Source organism: Bacteroides stercoris ATCC 43183 (assembly GCF_025147325.1).
In the GTDB taxonomy this organism is placed as follows: Bacteria; Bacteroidota; Bacteroidia; order Bacteroidales; family Bacteroidaceae; genus Bacteroides; species Bacteroides stercoris.
On sequence record NZ_CP102262.1, the window covers coordinates 3,837,789 to 3,859,253 of the forward strand.

Consider the following 21,465-nt stretch of genomic DNA (forward strand, 5'->3'; position numbering starts at 1 on the left):
CATGAAGAAAATAAAAATATATGCAACCGGACTGTTCCTGATATTGGCAGGGCTGCTGAGCTCCTGCATAGAGAACAATGTACCCTATCCCATTATAAAGCTCGACATTACCGCGCTCGAAGTAGAGGGGGAAACTACAGGAGCAGTTATCAGTACGGAGAACCGTACAGTGACAGTGACCCTTGCCGATACCGTAAATATGAAGAAAGTATATATCAGGAAAGTGGAAATGACGGAAGGTGCAAGAAGCATCTTACGTCCGGACACGACTTTCGACCTGACCAATCCTCAAACAGTTATCCTGTCCCTCTACCAGGATTATCCGTGGAAAATCATAGCCAAACAGCCGATCGACCGCCGTTTTGTTGTAGAAGGCCAAATCGGTGAGGCCATTTTCTATGTAAACGAAAAAGAGAGAAGAGCCATTGCCTATGTAAGCAAAGAGCAGGATTTGTCCAAAATTAAAATCAAAGAACTAAAGTTAGGACCTACCGGCTCCACCATACACGGATACGACGGCAACGCCACGGTAATGAACTTTACAGGCGGACAACCGCAAATCGTAATCGTCACTTACCGGGATATACTGGAAGACTGGACACTCAATGTGTTCGAAACAGATGCTGTCAAGATAACATCGGCAGACGGTTGGGTCAATGTAGCCTGGCTGTATGGAGAGGGGCTTGAAGGCGAAGACAACGGCTTCGAAATACGTGAGGCAACCTCTGAAGAGTGGCAGAAAGTAGATGCTTCCTATATGATAACGACCGGTGGCAGTTTCTCGGCCCGCATTCCTCACCTGAAAGCATCGACCGCCTATGTCTGCCGTGCATATTCGGGAACTTCCATAAGTACGGAAAAGACCTTCACCACTACAGCGGCAATAGAACTGCCCAATGCTTCTTTCGATTATTGGAGCATGGATGGCAAAGTGGCAAACCCCTGGGAAGAAAATAGTACGCCATTTTGGGATACCGGCAATATAGGCGTTACCACAGCCAGTCAGAGCAATTCCACCCCCACCGATGACACCGCTGCCGGAAGCGGCAAAGCAGCCAGGCTGGAATCGAAGAATGTAATCGTGAAATTTGCTGCCGGCAACCTGTTTACGGGAAAATTCATCAAGGTGGACGGTACAAACGGTATTTTGAACTTCGGCCAGCCATTTACAGGCCGCCCGACAAAATTGAAAGGATACTACAAATATACCACCGCACCTGTCACAGACCTGCCAGCCGAAGGTAGTCAGGACTATACGCGTTTCCAAAATTACAAGGGAAAGCCCGATACATGTGCCATATACATCGCTTTGGGCGATTGGACGGAACCGATAGAGATACGCACCCGCCCTACCAACAGAAAGCTGTTTGACAAAAACGACGAGCATATCATCGCCTATGCCGAAATGTACAGCGGAACAACAGTAACGGAATACAAAAAGTTCGAATTGAACCTGGACTACCGTGTTACTAACCGTGTACCAACCTACATTGTCATCGTATGCTCGGCAAGTAAATATGGCGACTACTTCGTAGGGGGCAGAGGAAGCACACTTCACGTAGATGAGTTTAGTTTGGATTATGACTATTGAAAAGAATAAGAAGATATGAGAAACGCAATGCGATACATATTCATACTCTGCCTGTTTCTTGGGTTTACAAGCTGCCAGGAAGACGTTTTGCAACCCTCGTACAAAGGCAAAGGACGGCTCGTGCTGAAAGATGTGGATATTTCGGCAGAAGCCTCAGCAGAGACTGTCACCCGTGCCACAAGCACTTTTACCGCACCAACGGCATCTGAACTGACATACAAAGTAACCGATACGCAGACCGGAGAAGTGGTGTACAACCAAACAGGAGAGTTCACGTCTTTAGTATTGGATGAAGGCTTTTACAGGTTAGAAGCATCTTATGGAACGGAAAACATGGGAACCGCTCCTTATTTATATGCCGCAACAGAAGAGTTCCGGATTACAACAGCCACGGAAACAGCAAAGAGCCTTTCCGTAAAGCTATCCTGCGCAATCGTCCATCCTACAATAGCCGATAATTTGCTTGAGCACTACGACACCTACAAAATCGAGATTTCCGATGGGACAAGCATACAAGAAATCCCTAATAACGCTGACTTTTTTGTACCGGCAGGCAAGGATTATACATTAACATTATCCGGTACGAATACTTTAAATGAAGCAAAATCGAACTCTTGGGAACTAAAAGACGTGCTTGTCGCTAATCGCTATACACTGAATTGCAATCCCGATTTGCCTTCTTTTACACTACCGGAGCAAATGGAAGGAGATGTATGGAGTACATTTATATATATTACTCCTATGACGGCAACGAATATGAGCTCCAAACCGGAAATGACGGAAAAAGTGTTGGCCAATATCGTGTACGAAGCTTCAGCGGACGGAATTAACTGGATACAAGCTATAAATGATAATGGAAAGACTGTTATAAAGGGGCTCGTTGCCAACAACCAATATACCATCCGTTCCCGCTTTGGAAGCATCATCTGTACTAATTCACAGCAAGTAACAATGGAAAGTGCAGAACAATTGGAGAATGGCAATTTTGAATCAGTCTGGAATAAAAAAGAGATAAATGGAGGTAACGGCAGTTGGAGCCGTCCATTATATTGTTATTACCTTCCAGGTTGGAACACGAGAAATGAAAGAACGACCAAAGGTGGGGAAAGTGCCACAGGCTGGGGAACAGGAGTCGGTTATGGAGTCTGGTGGCGCTGGTGTTCCGGTACTGTTCCAACAGCAGACAGCAGCAAAGACGCAAATGCTGTAGAAATTTCAACATTGGCATTCTACAACAAAAAAGTCAGTGGCACTTGGAGCAGAGATGAAGTATATACTTATACCCGGGATAACGGAACAGCATATGCAGGTTACCTTTTCACAGGCACATTCGATAAAAACACCGATACATACACATTAGGCATACAGCATGAAAGCCGTCCTACAAGTATATCGTTCGACTACAAATATTCCCCTGTCATCAACGACAAGTGCCTGGCTTATGCCAAAGTATATAATGCGGATAAAAAAGAAATTGCAAGTACCATTGAATTCAACTCATCCGGACAAGAGGAGTATACCACACAGACTCTCAAATTTGAATATAATAAAGAGCATATGCAAAGCAAGGCCAAATATATTACTGTCTTTTTTCAATCCGGTTACGATACCACTATCTCCAATATGCATAGAGAAAACGGTGGTTACGGTAGTTCTCCCTTTGGAGAAGACCGTGTCGTAGGTAGTGTTCTCAAAATAGATAATGTTGTCTTAAACTATGATTACGAATAATTAAACCCCAATTATAACAATGAAGAAACTTTTAGCTTTAGCAGGAATTGCGCTGATTGCAGCAGCCTGCACCAATAATGATGAACCGGTACAAGAATGCGGACAGATTAATCTCACTCTGGAAAACTCCACTGCTCCTGAAATCGAAGTAAGCACCCGCACGGTAACAGACCTTACGGAAACGGATGCGAAGGACTACAACATACAAGTCCTCCAAAACGGCAATGTGAAATTAGAGTCAACCAACTTTCTGACCTTTAAGAACACCACCTTCATCTTCCCCATAGGAAGCGGCTACACAGTTACGGCTGAAAGCTGCACGGAAGAGGTTGGACAATCCGCTAATGACGGAGTGGGACAAATACGTTACTTCGGAACAAGCGCCCCTTTTGAAGTCAGGACCAATGAGATAAGCAACGTCAAAGTAACCTGCACTATGGCCAATGCCAAAGTAAGTATTGCCTATGACGAAGTCTTTGCACAGGTATTCAATGGTTATACCGTTGAGGTTTCTACAGAGGCGGAACCTTCACGGATCATCACCTTCGACAGTAACGGCAAATGCAACAGTACATACGATGCAGCGTTTTTTAACATCGACAGTAAAAATCCTAATCTGAAATGCACCGTTTCCGGTACATATAAAGGCAATGTGCGTACAGCAACGCAAACCATTCAGCTTGAAGCGGCAAAATGGTATAAACTGAATATAAAAACCAGCGCCAGCGGCAGAATTGACATGGGAATTTCGGTTGACGACACCGTAGAAGAAAAGCCTCAAGATGTAGAAGTAAATCCTTACTTATAAAACGCAGGATATATCCATTCTACGTTTTCAGCAACACCATCATCTGTTTGTAATATCAGAATGATGACGCAAGAGCATCCTCCAGCCATTCCACCCTGACAGCATAATTGTGTTTTTAGGGTGGCACAGTTGTGCCATTTAATAGGCACGGTTGTGCCACAAGCTTGGCACAAATATAAATACGCTTATAACTTTCTCAGTGTCAGGACTACCACCTCACTTGGTGCAAACAACCGCAGATTCTTACTGGAAGTTCCGATACCGTTTGTTATGATGACAGGTTGCTTCTCGGAATTAGTCCTTATCCCTTTCAGGAAACGCTGCCCGTAACGAGAAGGAACTACAGGAGCATACAGCCCGAACAGCGTTACCTGCCCGCCGTGCGTATGTCCTGCAAGCACAAGGTCGGCATTGGTTATGGGAACATCTTCGGCATAATCGGGAGTATGCGTCAGCAATATGACGAAGTCATCGGGAGAGAGGGAAAGCGTGGGCGACTGCCCGTTCCGTTCAAGATTGAAAGGATTGCGCACCCCGGCTATCACAATCCGCTCACCATTCCGCTTCAAAGTATCCGCTTTATGCTCCAGCAAGCGAATGCCCTGACGCTCCATTTCCTTTAGAATATCATCGTAACAAGCCTCATAATCATTGTTTCCAAGAACGGCATAAGTGCCCAGAGGCGTTTTCACAGCTCCCAATGCCGCAATCACAGCCGGAACATACTCGCAGCCCTCATGCAGGTCACCACCTATCAGCAGGGCATCGACCTGCAAATCATTCAACAGGCGGGTGATGTCCTTCAGCCCTTTCTCTTTCAGCAAACTACGGTAGTGCAAATCCGAGACAAAAGCCAGCCTGCAACCGTCGAATGCGGCAGGAACATCACGGTGTGCAAACTCATACTGCCTGATGCGCTTCACATTCTTATATCCGGATGCCGGAAATCCGGATATCCGGACAGAATACTCACCGGGAAGAGGCGAGGTAAAATTACGCGCAGACCGGCACGATGAAAAGAACAGCAATACCGGAAAAGAAAAAAACAGCAGTCTCCCGAACCCTCTATAAAACAGTGCCTGAGCCATAGATTTATCTTTATTGTTTGACGCAATGAATAATTTTACCCGAATAGCAGTGCAAAGATAACAAATCCTTTCGCTATCTTTGTAGTATAACTTTCTAAAAGTACGACATGAAAGCAATAGCTACCAACTCGTTCCACGCATGGATACTTGCCGCCCGTCCCAAGACACTGACGGGAGCCGTTATTCCCGTATTGACAGGTTCTGCTCTGGCATTTGCCGATGAAGCATTCAACATCATACCGGCGCTGCTATGTGCCCTGTTTGCCTGCGGCATGCAGATTGCCGCCAATTTTATCAACGACCTTTACGATTACCTGAAAGGCAGTGACCGTGCAGACCGCCTCGGCCCCGAACGTGCCTGCGCACAAGGCTGGATTACTCCCACAGCCATGAAACGAGGGATAGCAGGTATGCTCATATTCTCCTGCCTCATAGGTTGCACACTCTTGCAGCAGTGCTGGGGACAATTGCCTCACGGCGGTTGGGAACTGATACTGCTGGGGTTGCTCTGCGTAATATTCGCTTTCCTATACACCACCCTACTCTCCTACAAAGGCTGGGGTGACTTGCTCGTACTGGTTTTCTTCGGCTTTATCCCCGTAGGCGGAACTTATTACGTACAAGCCCACTCCATTACGGCCGACGTATGGGTAGCCTCGTTCATCTGCGGTCTGGTAATAGACACCTTGCTGGTCGTAAACAACTACCGCGACCGGGAACAGGACGCCCTCAGCGGCAAACGTACGCTGATTGTCCGTTTCGGCGAACCTTTCGGCCGTTACCTATATCTGGGATTAGGCGTGGCAGCCGCCTTGCTCAGCCTATGGTTTGTTTATACCGGCAAAATAGAGCCGCTTGCCTTTATCTGGGCTCCCTGCGTCTACCTCTGCCTGCATGTGCTGACCTGGCACAGAATGGCAGCCATACGAAGCGGTAAAAAACTAAACAGCATATTAGGTGAAACCTCACGTAATATGCTGTTCTTCGGCTTGTTGCTAAGCCTTGCCTTTATTCTGTAACGGTTATTTCTTTCCGTACATTCTTTCGTAGTACTTCTGATAATCGCCGCTGGTAACTTCTTCCACCCAGTCCTGATTATTCAGATACCATTCGATGGTCTTAACGATACCCACTTCAAATTTTGTTTCGGGATACCAGCCTAAGGCATCCGTTATCTTGGTGGGGTCGATGGCATAACGCTGGTCATGACCGAGGCGGTCCTTCACGAACGTTATCAGATCTTCGTTTATCCAACTGATGTCAATCTGTCCGTCGGCATCTTTCACTTGCTTTTTCAGGACTGCACGGTATTTCGGTTCCTCTTCCATGAGACGGCGGATAGTAGCGATAGTCAGTTTCACAATCTCCAGATTGGTCTTTTCGTTATGGCCGCCTACGTTATAAACCTCACCTTCCACGCCTTTGCGCACCACAAGGTCGATGGCTTTGCAGTGGTCTTCCACGTACAGCCAGTCGCGTACATTGCTGCCGTCACCGTACACCGGCAGGTTCTTGCCTTCAAGGATATTCTTTATAATCAGCGGAATCAGTTTTTCCGGGAAGTGATACGGGCCGTAGTTATTGGAACAGCGGGTAATGGTGACAGGCATTTTGTAGGTATCATGATAGGCCATCACCACCATATCGGCACTGGTCTTGGAAGCGCTGTACGGGCTATGCGGACACAGTGGGGTCTTCTCCGTGAAGAAGCCTTCCGCTCCCAGCGAACCGTAAACCTCGTCCGTAGATACCTGATGATAGCGCACTCCGTTACGCCAGGTAGGATAGCCTGACTCGTCCTTACCCGTCACCCATGCACGACGGGCGGCATCCAGCAGATTCTGAGTACCCAGAATGTTGGTCATAAGGAACAGTTGCGGATTCTCGATACTACGGTCTACATGACTTTCAGCTGCGAAGTTCACCACATAATCGAATTTATATTTGGCAAACAGTTCATCGGCAAGGATACGGTCGCAGATGTCGCCTTTCACGAAGAAGCAACGTTCATCATCGATGTCCTTGGCAATAGTACCTAAATTGCCCGCATAGGTCAGGGCATCCAATATTACAACTTTTATATCGTCGTGCTTTGCCAGAATATACTTTATATAATTAGCTCCGATAAAACCGGCAGCACCGGTTACAAGATAAGTCTTCATAAATTAAAAATTGAGAATTAAAAATTAAGAAATAGAGAAGTCACATGTTTCTTGTCAGCGGTACGAGTCTGCAAGTTCCATCAGATATTTGCCGTATTCGGTTTTTCCAAGCTGTTCACCGAGACGATGGAGCTGGTCTACATCTATCCAGCCTTTGCGCCATGCTATCTCCTCAATACAGCTCACACGGAACCCCTGACGGTTCTGTATGGTGGCAACGAAATTGCTTGCTTCGAGCAGGCTGTCGCAATTACCCGTATCCAACCAGGCGAATCCACGTCCGAAGAGTTCCACTTTCAGCGTTCCTTCTTCCAGATAAAGACGGTTGAGGTCGGTTATTTCATATTCACCGCGGGCAGAAGGCTTCAAGGCGGCGGCCTTTTCCGTTACAGTAGAATCGTAGAAGTACAAACCGGGAACCGCATAATTGCTCTTGGGCTGTGCCGGCTTCTCTTCCAGAGAAATGGCTTTGCCGTCGGCATCGAACTCTACCACGCCGTATGCACGCGGGTCTTTTACATAATAACCGAAGATACATGCACCCTTCTCGATAGAAGCGGCACGCTTCAACATGGCGGAAAAGCCCTGACCATAGAACATATTATCGCCCAGAATAAGGCATCCCGGCTCACCGTTCAGAAATTCCGCTCCAAGCACGAAAGCCTGTGCCAGTCCGTTGGGCTTTTCCTGTATCTTATAAGAAAAAGACATGCCAAGCTCCTCGCCTGTTCCTAACAAATCGCGAAACATGGGTAGGTCGCGCGGAGTGGAGATAATCAGCACTTCACGTATTCCCGCCAGCATCAATGTGGAAAGGGGGTAGTAAATCATGGGTTTGTCGTAGACCGGCATAATCTGCTTGGAGATAGCCTTTGACAATGGATAGAGACGAGTGGCGCTGCCACCTGCAAGAATAATTCCTTTCATATTTCAGTTCTTTATTGGATTGACTTCAAATGTAGAATAAAATAAGAAGGAGGACAATGCCCCACGGCTCTCGTTGCTATTCAGGGCACAAAGTTCTGAAAAAGTTCTGACATGACAAAATAATAAAGTCAAAATCAGCCGGCAAGCTCTATGACTTCAAGGTCTTTGAACACGCCGTTATCCACAACGAAACGCACCATGGTACGCACTTTATGAAAGCCGTAAATGCCCGCTGCGCCAGGGTTTATATGAAGCATGCCCAATGTCTTGTCGAACTTCACCTTCAATATATGCGAATGACCGCTGATGAACAGCTTGGGCGGATGCACCAGAATGCTTCCCTGTATGGACGGATCGTATTTGCCGGGATAGCCGCCGATATGTTTCATCAGCACCTCGGCGCCGTCTACCGTAAAGCGGAGCACCTGCGGATAGAGCCGGCGCAGATCCTGCCCGTCTATGTTGCCATACACCGCACGGAACGGACGGAAAGCCGCCAGCTTCTGTGCCACTTCCAACGTACCGATGTCACCTGCATGCCATATTTCATCGCACGGCTCGAAGTACTGCAAATACTTCTCATCCCAATACCCGTGCGTATCCGACAGTAAACCAACTTTTGTCATTTTTCATTTGTTTATGTGTGCAAAGGTAGCTATATTTGGAAAATAAACCTAATCTTATTTATGGAGAGCAGATATTTCAAGCGCGACATCAGTTGGTTGTCATTCAACTACCGGGTATTGCTGGAAGCGGAAGACGATACACTGCCGCTGTACGAGCGCATCAACTTTATATCCATATACTCGTCCAACCTGGAAGAGTTCTACAAAATACGTGTGGCCGACCATAAGGCCATTGCCACCGGCGCCGCACACAGCGATGAAGAGAGTGTGCAGTCCGCCATGCAACTGGTGTCCGAAATCAACGAAGAGGTGAACCGCCAACTGGAAGAGCGTATCCGCATCTACGAACAGAAAATACTGCCTGCCCTGCGGCAACAGCACATCATCTTCTACCAAAGCCGCAACGTAGAGCCTTTCCATAAAGAATTCCTGCGGAGCTTCTTCCGGGAAGAAATCTTTCCGTATCTCTCTCCCGTACCTGTCAGCAAGGACAAGGTAATATCGTTCCTGCGCGACAACCGCCTGTACCTTGCCATACGACTGTATCCGAAAGGAGACAAGGGCACAGAGGGACAAGCAAACAAAGGAAGAACTCCCCAATACTTCGTGATGAAGCTGCCCTACAGCAAAGTGCCCCGCTTCATCGAGCTGCCCAAGCACGGGAAGAACTACTACCTGATGTTCATCGAGGACATCATCAAAGCCAATATCGACACGATATTCCCCGGCTACGATGTGGACAGCAGCTACTGCATCAAGATTTCGCGGGATGCGGACATACTGATAGACGAGTCCGCCAACACATCCGAAATTATAGAGCAGGTGAAAAGCAAAGTGAAAAAACGCAAGATAGGAGCCGTCTGCCGTTTTGTGTACGACCGCGCCATGCCCGACGATTTTCTGGACTTCCTTGTAGATGCCTTCCGCATCAACCGCCAGGAACTGGTTCCGGGCGACAAACACCTCAATATGGAAGACCTGCGGCATCTGCCCAATCCGAACAATGCCGTGCGCCCCATCCGCAAGCCTCAGCCCATGAAGCTGACCTGCCTGGACGAGCGGGAGTCCATCTTCCGGTATGTGGAGAAAAAAGACCTGCTGTTGCACTACCCGTACCACTCTTTCGAGCACTTCATCCATTTCCTGTACGAAGCCGTACACGAACCCACCGTGCGCGAAATCATGGTAACCCAATACCGCGTTGCGGAAAACTCCGCAGTTATCAACACCCTGATAGCCGCCGCACAGAACGGTAAGAAAGTAACCGTTTTCGTAGAGCTGAAAGCCCGTTTTGACGAGGAGAACAACCTTGCCACCGCCGAGATGATGAAAGCCGCCGGTATCAATATCCTGTTCAGCCTGCCCGGACTGAAGGTACATGCCAAAGTAGCCCTTGTGCTGCGCCGCGACAGACAAGGCCACAAACTGCCCAGCTATGCCTACATCAGCACCGGAAACTTCAACGAAAAGACCGCCACGCTCTATGCCGACTCCGGTCTGTTCACCTGCAACCCCATACTCGTAAACGACCTGCACAACCTGTTCCGCACTTTTCAGGGCAAGGAAAATCCCGTGTTCCACCGCCTGCTGGTGGCACGCTTCAACCTGATTCCCGAACTGAACCGCCTCATCGACCATGAAATAGAACTGGCGAAAAGCGGAAAACAAGGAAGGATTATACTCAAAATGAACGCCCTGCAAGACCCCGCCATGATAGACCGCCTGTACGAAGCCTCGCAGGCCGGAGTCAGGATAGACCTTATTGTACGGGGTATCTGCTGCCTCATTCCCGGACGGAAGTACAGCCGTAACATCCGTGTAACACGTATTGTGGATACATTTCTGGAACATGCCCGCGTGTGGTACTTCGGCAACGGCGGGAAGCCGAAACTTTTCCTCGGTTCGCCGGACTGGATGCGCCGGAACCTGTATCGCCGCATAGAGGCTGTAACCCCAATTCTGGACCCGGATTTGAAACGGGAACTGTCGGACATGCTTTCCATCCAGCTCTCGGACAAGCGCAAAGCCTGCTTTGTGGACGACCACCTGCGTAACCGCTGGAAATCAGCCCGTCCGCAAAAGGAGAAAGTACGGGCGCAATATACTTTCTACGAATACCTGAAAAGCGGAGAACTGAGAGTGGAAAGCTGAGAGAGAAGTTTGTAACATTTCTGTAACATATATGACATTTCCCTGCAACACGAAACACGTTCCTTTGCAACCGGAAATAAAATACATGTTATGGAAACTATCTACTTATGCATTGTCATCTTCCTGTTCGTCCTCGCGGTCTTCGACCTCGTCGTGGGTGTCAGTAATGATGCGGTTAACTTTCTACAATCTGCTGTCGGAGCCAAAGCAGCATCTTTCAAGACGATACTGTTTATAGCAGGTATCGGCGTATTCATCGGCGCTGCCCTCTCCAACGGCATGATGGACATTGCCCGTCACGGTATCTACCAGCCGGAGCATTTTTATTTTGCGGAAATCATGTGCATCCTGTTGGCAGTGATGCTGACAGACGTGGTACTGCTGGATGTATTCAACACCATGGGAATGCCGACGTCCACCACCGTATCCATGGTCTTTGAGCTGCTGGGCGGAACCTTTGCCCTCGCCCTCATCAAAGTGTACGGTAGCGATACGCTCGGGTTGGGCGATCTTATCAACACAGACAAGGCATTGTCCGTTATCATGGCGATATTCGTATCCGTAGCCATCGCCTTCTTCTTCGGTATGCTGGTGCAATGGCTGGCACGTATCGTCTTCACCTTCAACTATACCAAAAAGATGAAGTACAGCATCGGTATCTTCGGCGGTATCGCAGCTACTTCCATCATCTACTTCATGCTGATAAAAGGTTTGAAGGACAGTTCTTTCATGACTCCCGAAAACAAGTACTGGATACAGGAGAACACTGCTATGCTCATCGGCTGCTTCTTCGTGTTCTTCACCATATTGATGCAGGTGCTGCACTGGTGCAAGGTAAACGTATTCAAGATAGTGGTGCTTCTGGGTACCTTCGCCCTCGCCCTCGCCTTTGCCGGCAACGACTTGGTGAACTTCATAGGTGTGCCCCTTGCCGGTTACTCCTCTTTCATCGACTATACGACCAACGGCACTGCTGCAGGTCCCGACGGCTTCCTGATGACCTCACTGCTCGGCCCTGCCAAAACACCGTGGTACTTCCTTATCGGTGCGGGCGCCATCATGGTATATGCGCTGTGCACATCCAAGAAAGCACACAATGTAATCAAGACTTCCGTCGACCTCTCCCGCCAGGACGAAGGTGAAGAGAGCTTCGGCAGCACTCCCATAGCACGTACACTGGTACGTTTCAGTATGACGATAGCCAACGGACTTTCCAAAGTGATGCCCGAAAGCGGCAAACGCTGGATTGAGACCCGTTTTCAAAAGGACGAAGCCATCATTGCCGACGGTGCGGCGTTCGACTTGGTACGTGCCTCCATCAATCTGGTACTTGCCGGCCTGCTCATTGCCCTGGGTACTTCATTGAAACTCCCGCTCTCCACCACTTACGTTACTTTCATGGTGGCTATGGGTACTTCCCTTGCCGACCGCGCCTGGGGACGCGACTCCGCCGTGTTCCGTATCACCGGCGTACTGAGCGTTATCGGTGGCTGGTTCATCACTGCCGGAGCGGCGTTTACCATTTGTTTCTTCGTTACCTTCGTAATTCATTTCGGCGGTACAATTGCTATCATCGCCCTTATCGGTCTGGCAGTATTCATGCTGATACGCAGCCAGGTAATGTACAAGAAGCGCAAAGAGAAGGAAAAAGGAAACGCTACCATCAAGCAACTGATGCAGAGCACAGACAACATGGAGATTCTGGAATTGCTGCGCAAGCACACCCGTGAGGAATTGGGCAAAATACTGGAATTTACGGAAGATAACTTCGAACGCACCGTTACCGCTTTCCTTCACGAAAACCTGCGCGGACTGCGCCGGGCAATGGGTTCCGTGAAGTTCGAGAAACAACTGATTAAACAGATGAAACGTACCGGTACGCTTGCCATGTGCCGCCTGGACAATAATACGGTGCTCGAAAAAGGACTTTACTACTATCAGGGCAATGACTTTGCCAGCGAACTGGTATATAGTGTGGGACGTCTTTGCGAACCGTGTCTGGAGCATATCGACAATAACTTCAAACCGCTCGACACCATCCAGAAAGGCGAGTTTGCCGATGTAACGGAAGACATCGTTTACCTGTTGCAGGTGTGCCGCCACAAGCTGGAGAACAACAACTACAATAACTTCGAAGAAGATATACACAAAGCCAACGACCTGAACGGCCAGCTCGCCCACCTGAAACGCGAAGAGTTACAGCGCATTCAAAGCCAGTCCGGCAGCATTAAGGTAAGCATGGTGTATCTGACGATGATACAGGAAGCACAGAATATTGTGACCTACTCCATCAACCTGATGAAGGTGAGCCGAAAATTCCAGGCGGAAGAGTAAGGACATTCCTTTATCAACCGAAAGTTAAGCAATATACATTTTGCTAAGAGGTTGTCAAAACTAAAATGAGCCTCTGAAAAGTTACAGATTGTAATTATAACCTTTAAAAGGGTCGTATCATAACTCTCAAAGTGGAGTTTGATACAACCCTTTCCTCAATTCTTTCAGAATGTGCAAATTTCAAGTTAAAAATTTATCTCCTCAAAGTTGAATTTTGACACACTCCCTGTTTTTTTCCATAGAGTGCCGGAGCCTATTTCAGCCCCATTTTTTCCGCCCGTTGCAGCATAAACGCGCGGGCAGCTTCATACTCATTGGGAATGACGCCGTCCAATATGGCATCCTTGATAGCACTCTTCAATGCACCCACTTGCTGGCAGGGGGGGAGATTGAATGTTTTCATAATCTCCTCACCGCTGACAGGAGGCTGGAAGTTACGGATACGGTCGCGCTCTTCCAAGTCCTTCAGTTTCTGACGCACCAGTTGGAAGTTGTTCAGAAAGCGCTGCTTGCGCTCCATATTCTTGGAAGTGATATCGGCCTCACACAAGGTCATGAGGTCGTCTATATCATCGCCAGCCTCAAACAGCAGGCGACGTACGGCCGAGTCGGTCACCACATCATCCGCTATCACTATGGGACGCATGTGTAGCCCTACCAGCTTCTGCACGTATTTCATCTTCTCATTCATGGGAAGCTTCATTCTCCGGAAGATATCGGGTATCATCTTCTCGCCGATGAAGTTATGGTTGTGGAATGTCCATCCGGCACGAGGTTCCCAGCGTTTGGTCGCCGGTTTGGCTATATCGTGCAGAAGGGCTGCCCAGCGCAGCCAGAGGTTATCGGTCTTTTTGCTGATATTATCGAGCACTTCGAGTGTATGGTAGAAGTTGTCCTTATGCGCTCTGCCATTACGGGTTTCAACGCCTTGCAAGGCAACCAGTTCCGGGAAGATGAGCTGCAACAGGCCCGAACGGTCCAAGTCTATAAATCCTTTGGACGGGACGGGAGAGAGCAGAATCTTGTTCAGCTCGTCTGCAATGCGCTCTTTGGATATGATGGAGATGCGCTCTTTGTTGCGGCATAAGGACTCGAACGTATCATCGTCGATATAGAAATTCAGTTGGGTGGCAAAGCGGATACAACGCATCATGCGCAGAGGGTCGTCGCTGAAGGTTATGTCCGGGTCGAGCGGCGTGCGGATGGTCTTCTCCTTCATGTCCGCCATGCCGCCGAAGGGGTCTACCAACTCGCCGTAACGCTGACTGTTCAGGCAGACCGCCAAGGCATTGATAGTAAAATCCCGGCGGTTCTGGTCGTCTTCCAGCGAGCCGTCCTCAACAATCGGTTTGCGCGAATCGTGCGTGTAGGACTCTTTACGTGCACCCACAAACTCCACTTCCGTGCCGTGATACTTCAACTGCGCCGTCCCGAAATTCTTGAAAACAGAAAGATGCGCGCCGCGCCCCAAACGCCTGGCAAGCGCCTCGGCCATTGCAATGCCGCTGCCCACTACTACCACATCGATGTCTTTGGAAGGACGCTGCAGGAATATGTCGCGCACGTAGCCGCCGACTACGTAGCACTCCAGTCCCAATTCATCCGCTGTTTCGGAAATCCGCTTAAATATGCTGTCACTGAAACGCTGCTTCAGTTCTTCTGTCGTCAATTCAATCATTTGTCAATAAATCATTTTGAGGGTGCAAAGATACGGATATTATTTTTTATTTTTGCCCCCACTAACATCAAGAATGAAAATTATGAAGAAAGCAGCATTCCTTGCGTGCCTCTGCTGCACGCTCTTCTCTTGCAGCAATGTAGAGAAAAAAGCAGGAGAGAAACTCCAGGCAGCCCGCGAAGCGTTTGAACGCGGAGATTACAGCGAAGCGAAGATTCAGATTGACAGCATCAAGATACTCTATCCGAAGGCCTTTGAAACACGCCGCGAGGGTATCGGACTAATGCAGCAGGTGGAACTGAAAGAACAGGAGAAAACGCTGGTCTACCTCGACAGTATGCTCCAGGAAAAACAAAAAGAGGTGGATGCCATCAAGAAGAATTATACTTTCGAGAAAGATGCCGAATATCAAAAAATCGGCAATTACCTGCATCCCTCACAAGTAATAGAAAAGAACCTGCACCGCTCTTACCTGCGTTTTCAGGTAGATGAAACCGGAGTGATGAGCATGACTTCCATCTATTGCGGCCCGCATAACATCCATCACCTCGCAGTGAAAGTCACCGTACCCGACGGCAGTTTTGCCGAAACCCCGGCTTCCAAAGACAGCTATGAAACGACCGATTTGGGCGAGAAGATAGAGAAAGCGGACTATAAGCTGGGCGAAGACGGTAATGTAATCGCTTTCCTCAATCTGAACAAAGACAAGAATATCCGCGTACACTATCTTGGCGAACGTTCCTATGCCACTGTCATGACACCGAACGACCGCAAGGCGGTGGCAGCTGTCTATGAACTGGCGCAACTGCTGTCTTCCATCACGGAAATCAAGAAGAATATGGAAGAGGCCAACCTGAAGATTGAGTTCGTAAAACGCAAAATGCAGGAAAGAGAAAGTAAGAAGACGGAGTAACAAATCTGAAGATATGCCGGTTACGCACTATTCAGGGTACTATTTTTAGGCACGGATTACGCAGAATTACGCGGATTACACGGAAAAAGAATAAAATAAATCCGTGCAATCCGCGTAATTCTGCGTAATCCGTGCCTAAAAAAACATCAATCACTACCCAACACCCTTCTCCTATAGATTAGGATTCGCATTCGTCTCCTTTTCCGGAATGGCATACAAATAATACACACTGTTCGGCACAAACTTCGTTCCGTCGGGAAAGGAAGTAAACCAATGACCTTCGGGGTTATATTCCCTATAAGTATCTCCCTGCTGCCAGCAATCGTACGTTTTCTCCGCTTCCTCCTTCGTCAACGGCATGCGTTCTACCGAACGTTGCGTACGGAGAATATCGGTAATGCCGAATCCCTCACCCCACAATTCGCGGCGGCGTTCCAGCAGAATATCATCGACAAGCCGTTCCTGCGTCTTGCCTGCCAGATCATAATCGGCAAGTCCGCGGGCATTACGCAATGTGTTCAACGGCTTCACGGCTTCCTCCAACCGTCCTTCACGAGCCAGTGCTTCCGCAGCTATCAGATACATCTCGGCGGAACGCATCACGACGATATCACCGGTCTGGTCGGCACGGATGCGGAACTTGCGATAACCCAAATAGCCTTCGCGCATCCACTGGAACAGCTCCAGACGGATATCCCCCGCTTCGAAAATGTCCTTAAAATGCGGGTCGGCCATAAAACTGTTATACGCATCAGGGGTCACCACATCAATATAATAGAAATTATAACTGGCGTCGGACTGACTCACAGATTGGGGATGCCCCCACATCCATTCGGTATTGGATATGTCGTTAAAGCCCATATACGTTTTGGCATCCGTCATCAAAGTATATCCTTCAGCCGCCTCAAGTGCAGCCCCGGCGGCTTCATTCCATTGTCCGGTAAGCAAACAGGCACGTGCCAGCAATCCGTTGACAACGCTTACATCCGGCTTGAACTTGGATTTATCGTCCGGACGGACATACCCTTCAAGAAGCTCCTTAGCCTTATTCAGGTCTTTGAATATCTGCGTATATATCTCTTCCAGGGTAGCCTTCCCTTTGGGCTCTGTCGTAGAGGCGGTAGGTTCCGTATAAAGAGGAACAGCCGGTGCGGAAGGGTCTTTCAGGTAAGTAAACTGGTAGTGCTGAGCCAGATGCAGATAACAGAAAGCCCGCAAAGCGTAGGCTTGCCCCTGGGAATGGCGGAAATCGGCCGTATTATCATCACCGGTCGCGGTAATGGAAATGGCGGTATTGCAATTGTCAATAGTCTTGTACATCAGATACCAGGCAAATGCGGTGCGGTTGTTGGCCGGCATCCCCACATCGTTAAACTGGTAGGATGAGTTGAAACCATACATTGGACGCGACACCACATCGTCCGCCATCATGTCGTCCTGCAACATCAGGGCACGATAGCCGATATTGGCATACGTACTGCTGTACTCAAACAAGTTATACCATGCACCGTTGAAGATACGTCCGGCATTGGAAGGTACGGGGACGATCCCCGAATCTACGGCGTCCGTAGGTTTGTTGTCGAGAAAGTCTCCGCTGCACGAGGACAAGACGGATAATAATCCCACTGCGAGGATTGCTGTATTTTTAAGGAAAGTATTCATTGTTAACAGTGATTTAGAATGAAACATTAAGCCCGCCCGAAATGGAACGCATGGCAGGATAACGGTAATAGGTCAGTCCTGTGATGCCCTGCTCCGGGTCCAGTCCCTGATTCTTGGAGAAAGTCAGCAGGTTGTCCGCCTGTACAAAAAGTTGCAGGCTGTTCAGGCTGATTTTCTTTATCAACGGCTGCGGGAAGTTGTAGGACAGCGTGATGTTCTTCATCCGCAGATACGAATTGTTGAACAGATTGCGGGTGGAGTTGGAGTTCCAGTTATTGGACACTGTTTTCAAGGCCGGCACGTCCGTGTAGCGGTTTTCCGGCGTCCAGCGTTTCAGTATCTCGGTAGACCAGGCACGTCCCGGATTGCTTCCGTTGCTCCACAGCATCGTAATGTCACGGTCTACGATATAACCGCCTATGCTGTAGGCAAAGATGGCGGACAACTCAAAGCCCTTGTATGAGAAAGCGGTGTTGAACCCGCCATACACCTTAGGGAGCGAGGATTTGTCCACATAGTAATAATCAGCCTGAGCATAGTCATTGGTGGTGGTGCGTCCGGTGATATTGCCCTGCTCATCCTTCACGTTCTTATACCACAGCGGGTCGCCGTTGTCCGAGTCTACCCCTGCCCATTCGCGCAGATAGAAGTCATAGACCGAACGCCCTTCCTTCAGGCGGGTAACTCCGGTAACGGGCATGTCTTTCAGCGGAAGGTCGGTCACCACGTTCTTGTAGTGCGTAAGGTTGACTCCCATACGCCACATAAAGTCACGGGTGTGTATAAGCGTTCCTTTGAGGTCTATTTCAAAGCCCGTATTCTTTAAAGCACCTATATTCTCGTCCATAGAAGTATAACCCAGGGAAGTTGCCAACGGACGGGAATACAGCAGGTCTTTGGAACGGCGCTGGAAGAAATCGAACGAACCGGAGAAACGGTTATCGAACAATGAAAAGTCGATACCTACATTGAGGTTGAGGTTAGTCTCCCATTTCAAATCGGGCGTTGCAAGACGGTCGGACACCAAAGCATTCTCACCTGCCTGTGAAACGATAGAATACAGTCCGCTGCTGGCATAATACGTACCCAGGTTGTCATTGCCCTGCGCGCCATAACTGGCTTTTAAGGTCAGGGCGGAAAGCCAGTCGGCGGTATTCTGCATGAACGCTTCGCGGTCTATGCGCCACGAAGCTCCCAACGACCAGAAATTGCCCCAGCGTGTACCCGGTGCGAAACGCGAGGAACCGTCGCGACGGTAGGAAGCGGAGAAGAAATACTTGCTCCGGTAGTCATATTGGGCATTGATAAGATAGCCTAACAGTGAATAATCGATGCGATAGCCCGTGCCTGCGGTTACAAGCGAACCGACAGCCAGTTCCGGCATATCGGGCACAGCCATGTTGCTTCGTGCCGCCTGCAACACATCGTAACGGTAAGAGTAAGCCTCTTGTCCGGCAAGGATATTGAAGTGATGCTCGCCGAAAGTCTTATCGTAGGTCACGATGTTATTCCATGTCCAGGAGAAGGTACGGGTATATTCGCGGCTTGCTCCGCCGCCCGTATTGACGGCAGGACCAATTTTGGGATTGGTATAATCCAGCGTATTGTAGTCTATCAGGTCGAAGTTGAAGCTGGTCTTGAATTTCAACCCTTCAAGGAAAGTGACCTCAAGGAAAGTACGTCCGGAGAACTCGTCCCGCATACGCTCGGATTTATCATTGGGTAAGGTTGCAGGCAGGTTCCAGTTGGCTGTAGCGCCCGACGGCCGGTAGGAACCGAAGTCGTAAATCCGCTTTCCTTCCGAGTCGAGTTTGTATGTACCGTCGGCATTCATCTCATACACAGGATAAAAATCGGGCATTAAACGTCCGGCGTTAATGACATTGCTCGTCTTGGCATCGGACGAAACCGGATAGTTCTGTATGGAGTGGGCATAGCTCATATTCACACCGCCGCGCAACCAACGGGTTATCTCGCTCGAAATGTTGGAACGCAAGTTGAAGCGTTGGTAGCCGGACTCAAGGGCAATACCCTTGTCGTTCAGATAGCCGGCCGAGAAATAGTACTGGTTGGTCTTTCCGCCACCGGAAACATTCAATCCGACTTCCGTACGCAATGCCTGTTGTTCCATTTCCTTCTGCCAGTCCACATTCCAAAGCGGAGTAGCGCCGGCAAGCAGTTTGCCGTCCGTACCTACAGGTTGCGGATAGTTGGGTCCGTAGGGATTAGGACCGCCGCCCATCAGCTTGCCTACCAGGTCTTTCGAGGCTTGGGCAGCTGCGGTCTGCGGAGTATATTTATCCGAATTCAGAGCATATTGGTTGCGCAAAGCTTCCCAATAGAGTTCGAAGTACTGATTGGTTCCGACACGGTCGTAATCGCGGATAGCCCGGTTGGAACCACCGAAGCTGGCATTGATGCTGACCGTGGTTTTCGAGTCGGTATGTCCCTGCTTGGTAGTTATGATAATGACACCGTTGGCTCCCCGCGAACCGTAGAGAGCAGCCGAAGCGGCATCTTTCAGTACCGTCAGCGAAGCTATATCTTCCGGATTAATGGAGTTGATGCTACCGTCGAAAGGGACGCCGTCCACCACATAAAGCGGGGCGCTCGACGCATTGATAGAGCCGATACCGCGAATACGTATTTCAGCATCCGTACCCGGCTGGCCGCTGGGAGCACTTGCCTGAAGTCCGGAAACCGTACCTTCGAGCGCACGCGACACATTGGACACCTGCATCTTGGCAATCTCGCTCCCCTTTACCGTGGAAGCCGCTCCCGTAAAGCTATACTTCTTGGCAGTGGCATAAGCCACTACCATTACCTCATCCAGTTGTTCGCTGTCCGGAAGCAATTCCGCATTGACAACTGTGCGTCCATTGACTTTCTGTTCTGTAGTTTTCAGTCCGATAAAGCTAAAGACCAGCGTACCGTCCGCCGGTACGGTAAGGGTATATTTCCCGTCAACGTCAGTTACCGTTCCGTTGTGAGTACCTTTCACCAATACCGATGCTCCCGGCAAAGGTTCTCCTTCCGACATCACAACGCCCGATACACGGATATCACCGTCTGCTGAAGCCTGTAATGCTGCCACGAAGAATATAAACAGTGATATTAACAAAAAGCGCAGTTTACTATTCATTCCGTTAAATTTTGGTTAGACTTCATTAACAAAAGAATAGAAATTTTGTTCAGAACCTGCTTAATTTTTGTTCAGCATTCTTTAGAGAATTCTTTGTGAGGATGTTTTTCTGTCTTTATGAGGAGTATAGCAAGCTATATAACTCTTTAATCAAAATATAAACAAGCCCTAAGATACAGTTATCTTTTCATTGCGGAAAGCCTACCATTCCAGTCGGGGAAGGTAACTGCTCAAGCAGTTGCGCAAGGTGCTCAATGTAATGGGCTTTACCAATACTTCCGAAGCACCGCTCTTTATGGCATTTTCACGGTCGGTAGAGAAAGCATAGGCCGTTTGCATGATAACAGGCAATGTTCCGCCTTCCCGGCGTATAATTTGCGTAGCTTCCAAACCATTCATTACAGGCATCTTAATATCCATCAGTATTGCATCCGCCCTGTCACGGTATTCACGAAACAAAGAGACAATCTCCTCACCGTTCTTCGCCCACATTATCTCACACTTTCTCCCTATAATAGCCTTTATCAACTTAAAGTTACTATCATCGTCTTCCGCAACAAGGATGAGCGGACGGTAATCTACCGATTGATTATCGATTTCCATAACCTGTATTATTGTTTGTCCGAGACAAAGGTATAAAAAATAATATATT

15 protein-coding genes are annotated in these 21,465 nt (G+C 48.8%); 7 read left to right on the top strand and 8 right to left on the bottom strand.

Annotated features, from left to right (window positions below; translation table 11 throughout):
- Window position 1: 1 nt before the first annotated feature.
- From NQ565_RS16370 to NQ565_RS16380, 3 genes are read left to right on the top strand one after another with little or no spacing between them, the layout of a single operon-like run.
- The gene (locus NQ565_RS16370) at window positions 2-1,591 is read left to right on the top strand and encodes a PCMD domain-containing protein (RefSeq protein ID WP_005657102.1); all 1,590 of its coding nucleotides are present in this window, start codon (window positions 2-4) and stop codon (window positions 1,589-1,591) included.
- A 15-nt stretch (window positions 1,592-1,606) separates the two neighbouring features.
- Complete coding sequence (locus NQ565_RS16375; RefSeq protein ID WP_005657104.1) at window positions 1,607-3,322, top strand: DUF4493 domain-containing protein; 1,716 nt, start codon at window positions 1,607-1,609, stop codon at window positions 3,320-3,322.
- Between the two features lie 19 nt (window positions 3,323-3,341).
- Window positions 3,342-4,130 carry a DUF4493 domain-containing protein gene (locus NQ565_RS16380; protein ID WP_005657105.1) on the top strand — a complete coding sequence of 263 codons (789 nt, stop codon included), beginning with the start codon at window positions 3,342-3,344 and terminating at the stop codon, window positions 4,128-4,130.
- Between the two features lie 185 nt (window positions 4,131-4,315).
- Here the strand turns inward: NQ565_RS16380 and NQ565_RS16385 are convergent, their stop codons facing one another.
- Window positions 4,316-5,218 (bottom strand): metallophosphoesterase, encoded by a 903-nt coding sequence (locus tag NQ565_RS16385; RefSeq protein ID WP_005657107.1) that lies wholly within the window; start codon window positions 5,216-5,218, stop codon window positions 4,316-4,318.
- A 107-nt stretch (window positions 5,219-5,325) separates the two neighbouring features.
- Here NQ565_RS16385 and menA point away from each other — a divergent pair, with 107 nt between their 5' ends.
- Window positions 5,326-6,237 carry a 1,4-dihydroxy-2-naphthoate octaprenyltransferase gene (gene menA, locus NQ565_RS16390; protein ID WP_005657109.1) on the top strand — a complete coding sequence of 304 codons (912 nt, stop codon included), beginning with the start codon at window positions 5,326-5,328 and terminating at the stop codon, window positions 6,235-6,237.
- A 3-nt stretch (window positions 6,238-6,240) separates the two neighbouring features.
- Here menA and rfbB read toward each other — a convergent pair whose 3' ends face one another.
- From rfbB to NQ565_RS16405, 3 genes are all read right to left on the bottom strand, one after another.
- Window positions 6,241-7,380, bottom strand: a complete 1,140-nt coding sequence (gene rfbB / locus NQ565_RS16395) for a dTDP-glucose 4,6-dehydratase (protein WP_005657111.1) — start codon at window positions 7,378-7,380, stop codon at window positions 6,241-6,243.
- A gap of 54 nt (window positions 7,381-7,434) precedes the next feature.
- Window positions 7,435-8,307 carry a glucose-1-phosphate thymidylyltransferase RfbA gene (gene rfbA / locus NQ565_RS16400; RefSeq protein ID WP_005657113.1) on the bottom strand — a complete coding sequence of 291 codons (873 nt, stop codon included), beginning with the start codon at window positions 8,305-8,307 and terminating at the stop codon, window positions 7,435-7,437.
- Window positions 8,308-8,441: 134 nt separating this feature from the next.
- Entirely contained in the window at window positions 8,442-8,933 is a 492-nt protein-coding gene (locus NQ565_RS16405; protein WP_005657116.1) for a metallophosphoesterase family protein, read from the bottom strand.
- A 60-nt stretch (window positions 8,934-8,993) separates the two neighbouring features.
- On the opposite strand from NQ565_RS16405, the gene NQ565_RS16410 reads away from it, so the two are divergent.
- Both NQ565_RS16410 and NQ565_RS16415 read left to right on the top strand, forming a co-directional pair.
- Entirely contained in the window at window positions 8,994-11,084 is a 2,091-nt protein-coding gene (locus tag NQ565_RS16410; protein ID WP_005657118.1) for an RNA degradosome polyphosphate kinase, read from the top strand.
- A gap of 90 nt (window positions 11,085-11,174) precedes the next feature.
- Window positions 11,175-13,418: an inorganic phosphate transporter gene (locus NQ565_RS16415; protein ID WP_005657120.1), complete on the top strand. Its 2,244-nt coding sequence runs from the start codon at window positions 11,175-11,177 to the stop codon at window positions 13,416-13,418.
- A 253-nt stretch (window positions 13,419-13,671) separates the two neighbouring features.
- Here the strand turns inward: NQ565_RS16415 and NQ565_RS16420 are convergent, their stop codons facing one another.
- Entirely contained in the window at window positions 13,672-15,096 is a 1,425-nt protein-coding gene (locus NQ565_RS16420) for a CCA tRNA nucleotidyltransferase (RefSeq protein ID WP_005657121.1), read from the bottom strand.
- 82 nt (window positions 15,097-15,178) lie between these two features.
- On the opposite strand from NQ565_RS16420, the gene NQ565_RS16425 reads away from it, so the two are divergent.
- A complete protein-coding gene (locus tag NQ565_RS16425; protein ID WP_175455993.1) occupies window positions 15,179-16,009 on the top strand; it encodes an outer membrane protein assembly factor BamD in 831 nt (276 codons plus the stop codon).
- A gap of 171 nt (window positions 16,010-16,180) precedes the next feature.
- On the opposite strand, the gene NQ565_RS16430 is transcribed toward NQ565_RS16425, so the two are convergent.
- From NQ565_RS16430 to NQ565_RS16440, 3 genes are all read right to left on the bottom strand, one after another.
- Window positions 16,181-17,671 (bottom strand): RagB/SusD family nutrient uptake outer membrane protein, encoded by a 1,491-nt coding sequence (locus NQ565_RS16430; protein ID WP_016661771.1) that lies wholly within the window; start codon window positions 17,669-17,671, stop codon window positions 16,181-16,183.
- A 13-nt stretch (window positions 17,672-17,684) separates the two neighbouring features.
- Window positions 17,685-20,813, bottom strand: a complete 3,129-nt coding sequence (locus NQ565_RS16435) for a SusC/RagA family TonB-linked outer membrane protein (protein WP_005657129.1) — start codon at window positions 20,811-20,813, stop codon at window positions 17,685-17,687.
- Between the two features lie 201 nt (window positions 20,814-21,014).
- Entirely contained in the window at window positions 21,015-21,416 is a 402-nt protein-coding gene (locus NQ565_RS16440) for a response regulator (protein ID WP_022104055.1), read from the bottom strand.
- Window positions 21,417-21,465: the final 49 nt, after the last annotated feature.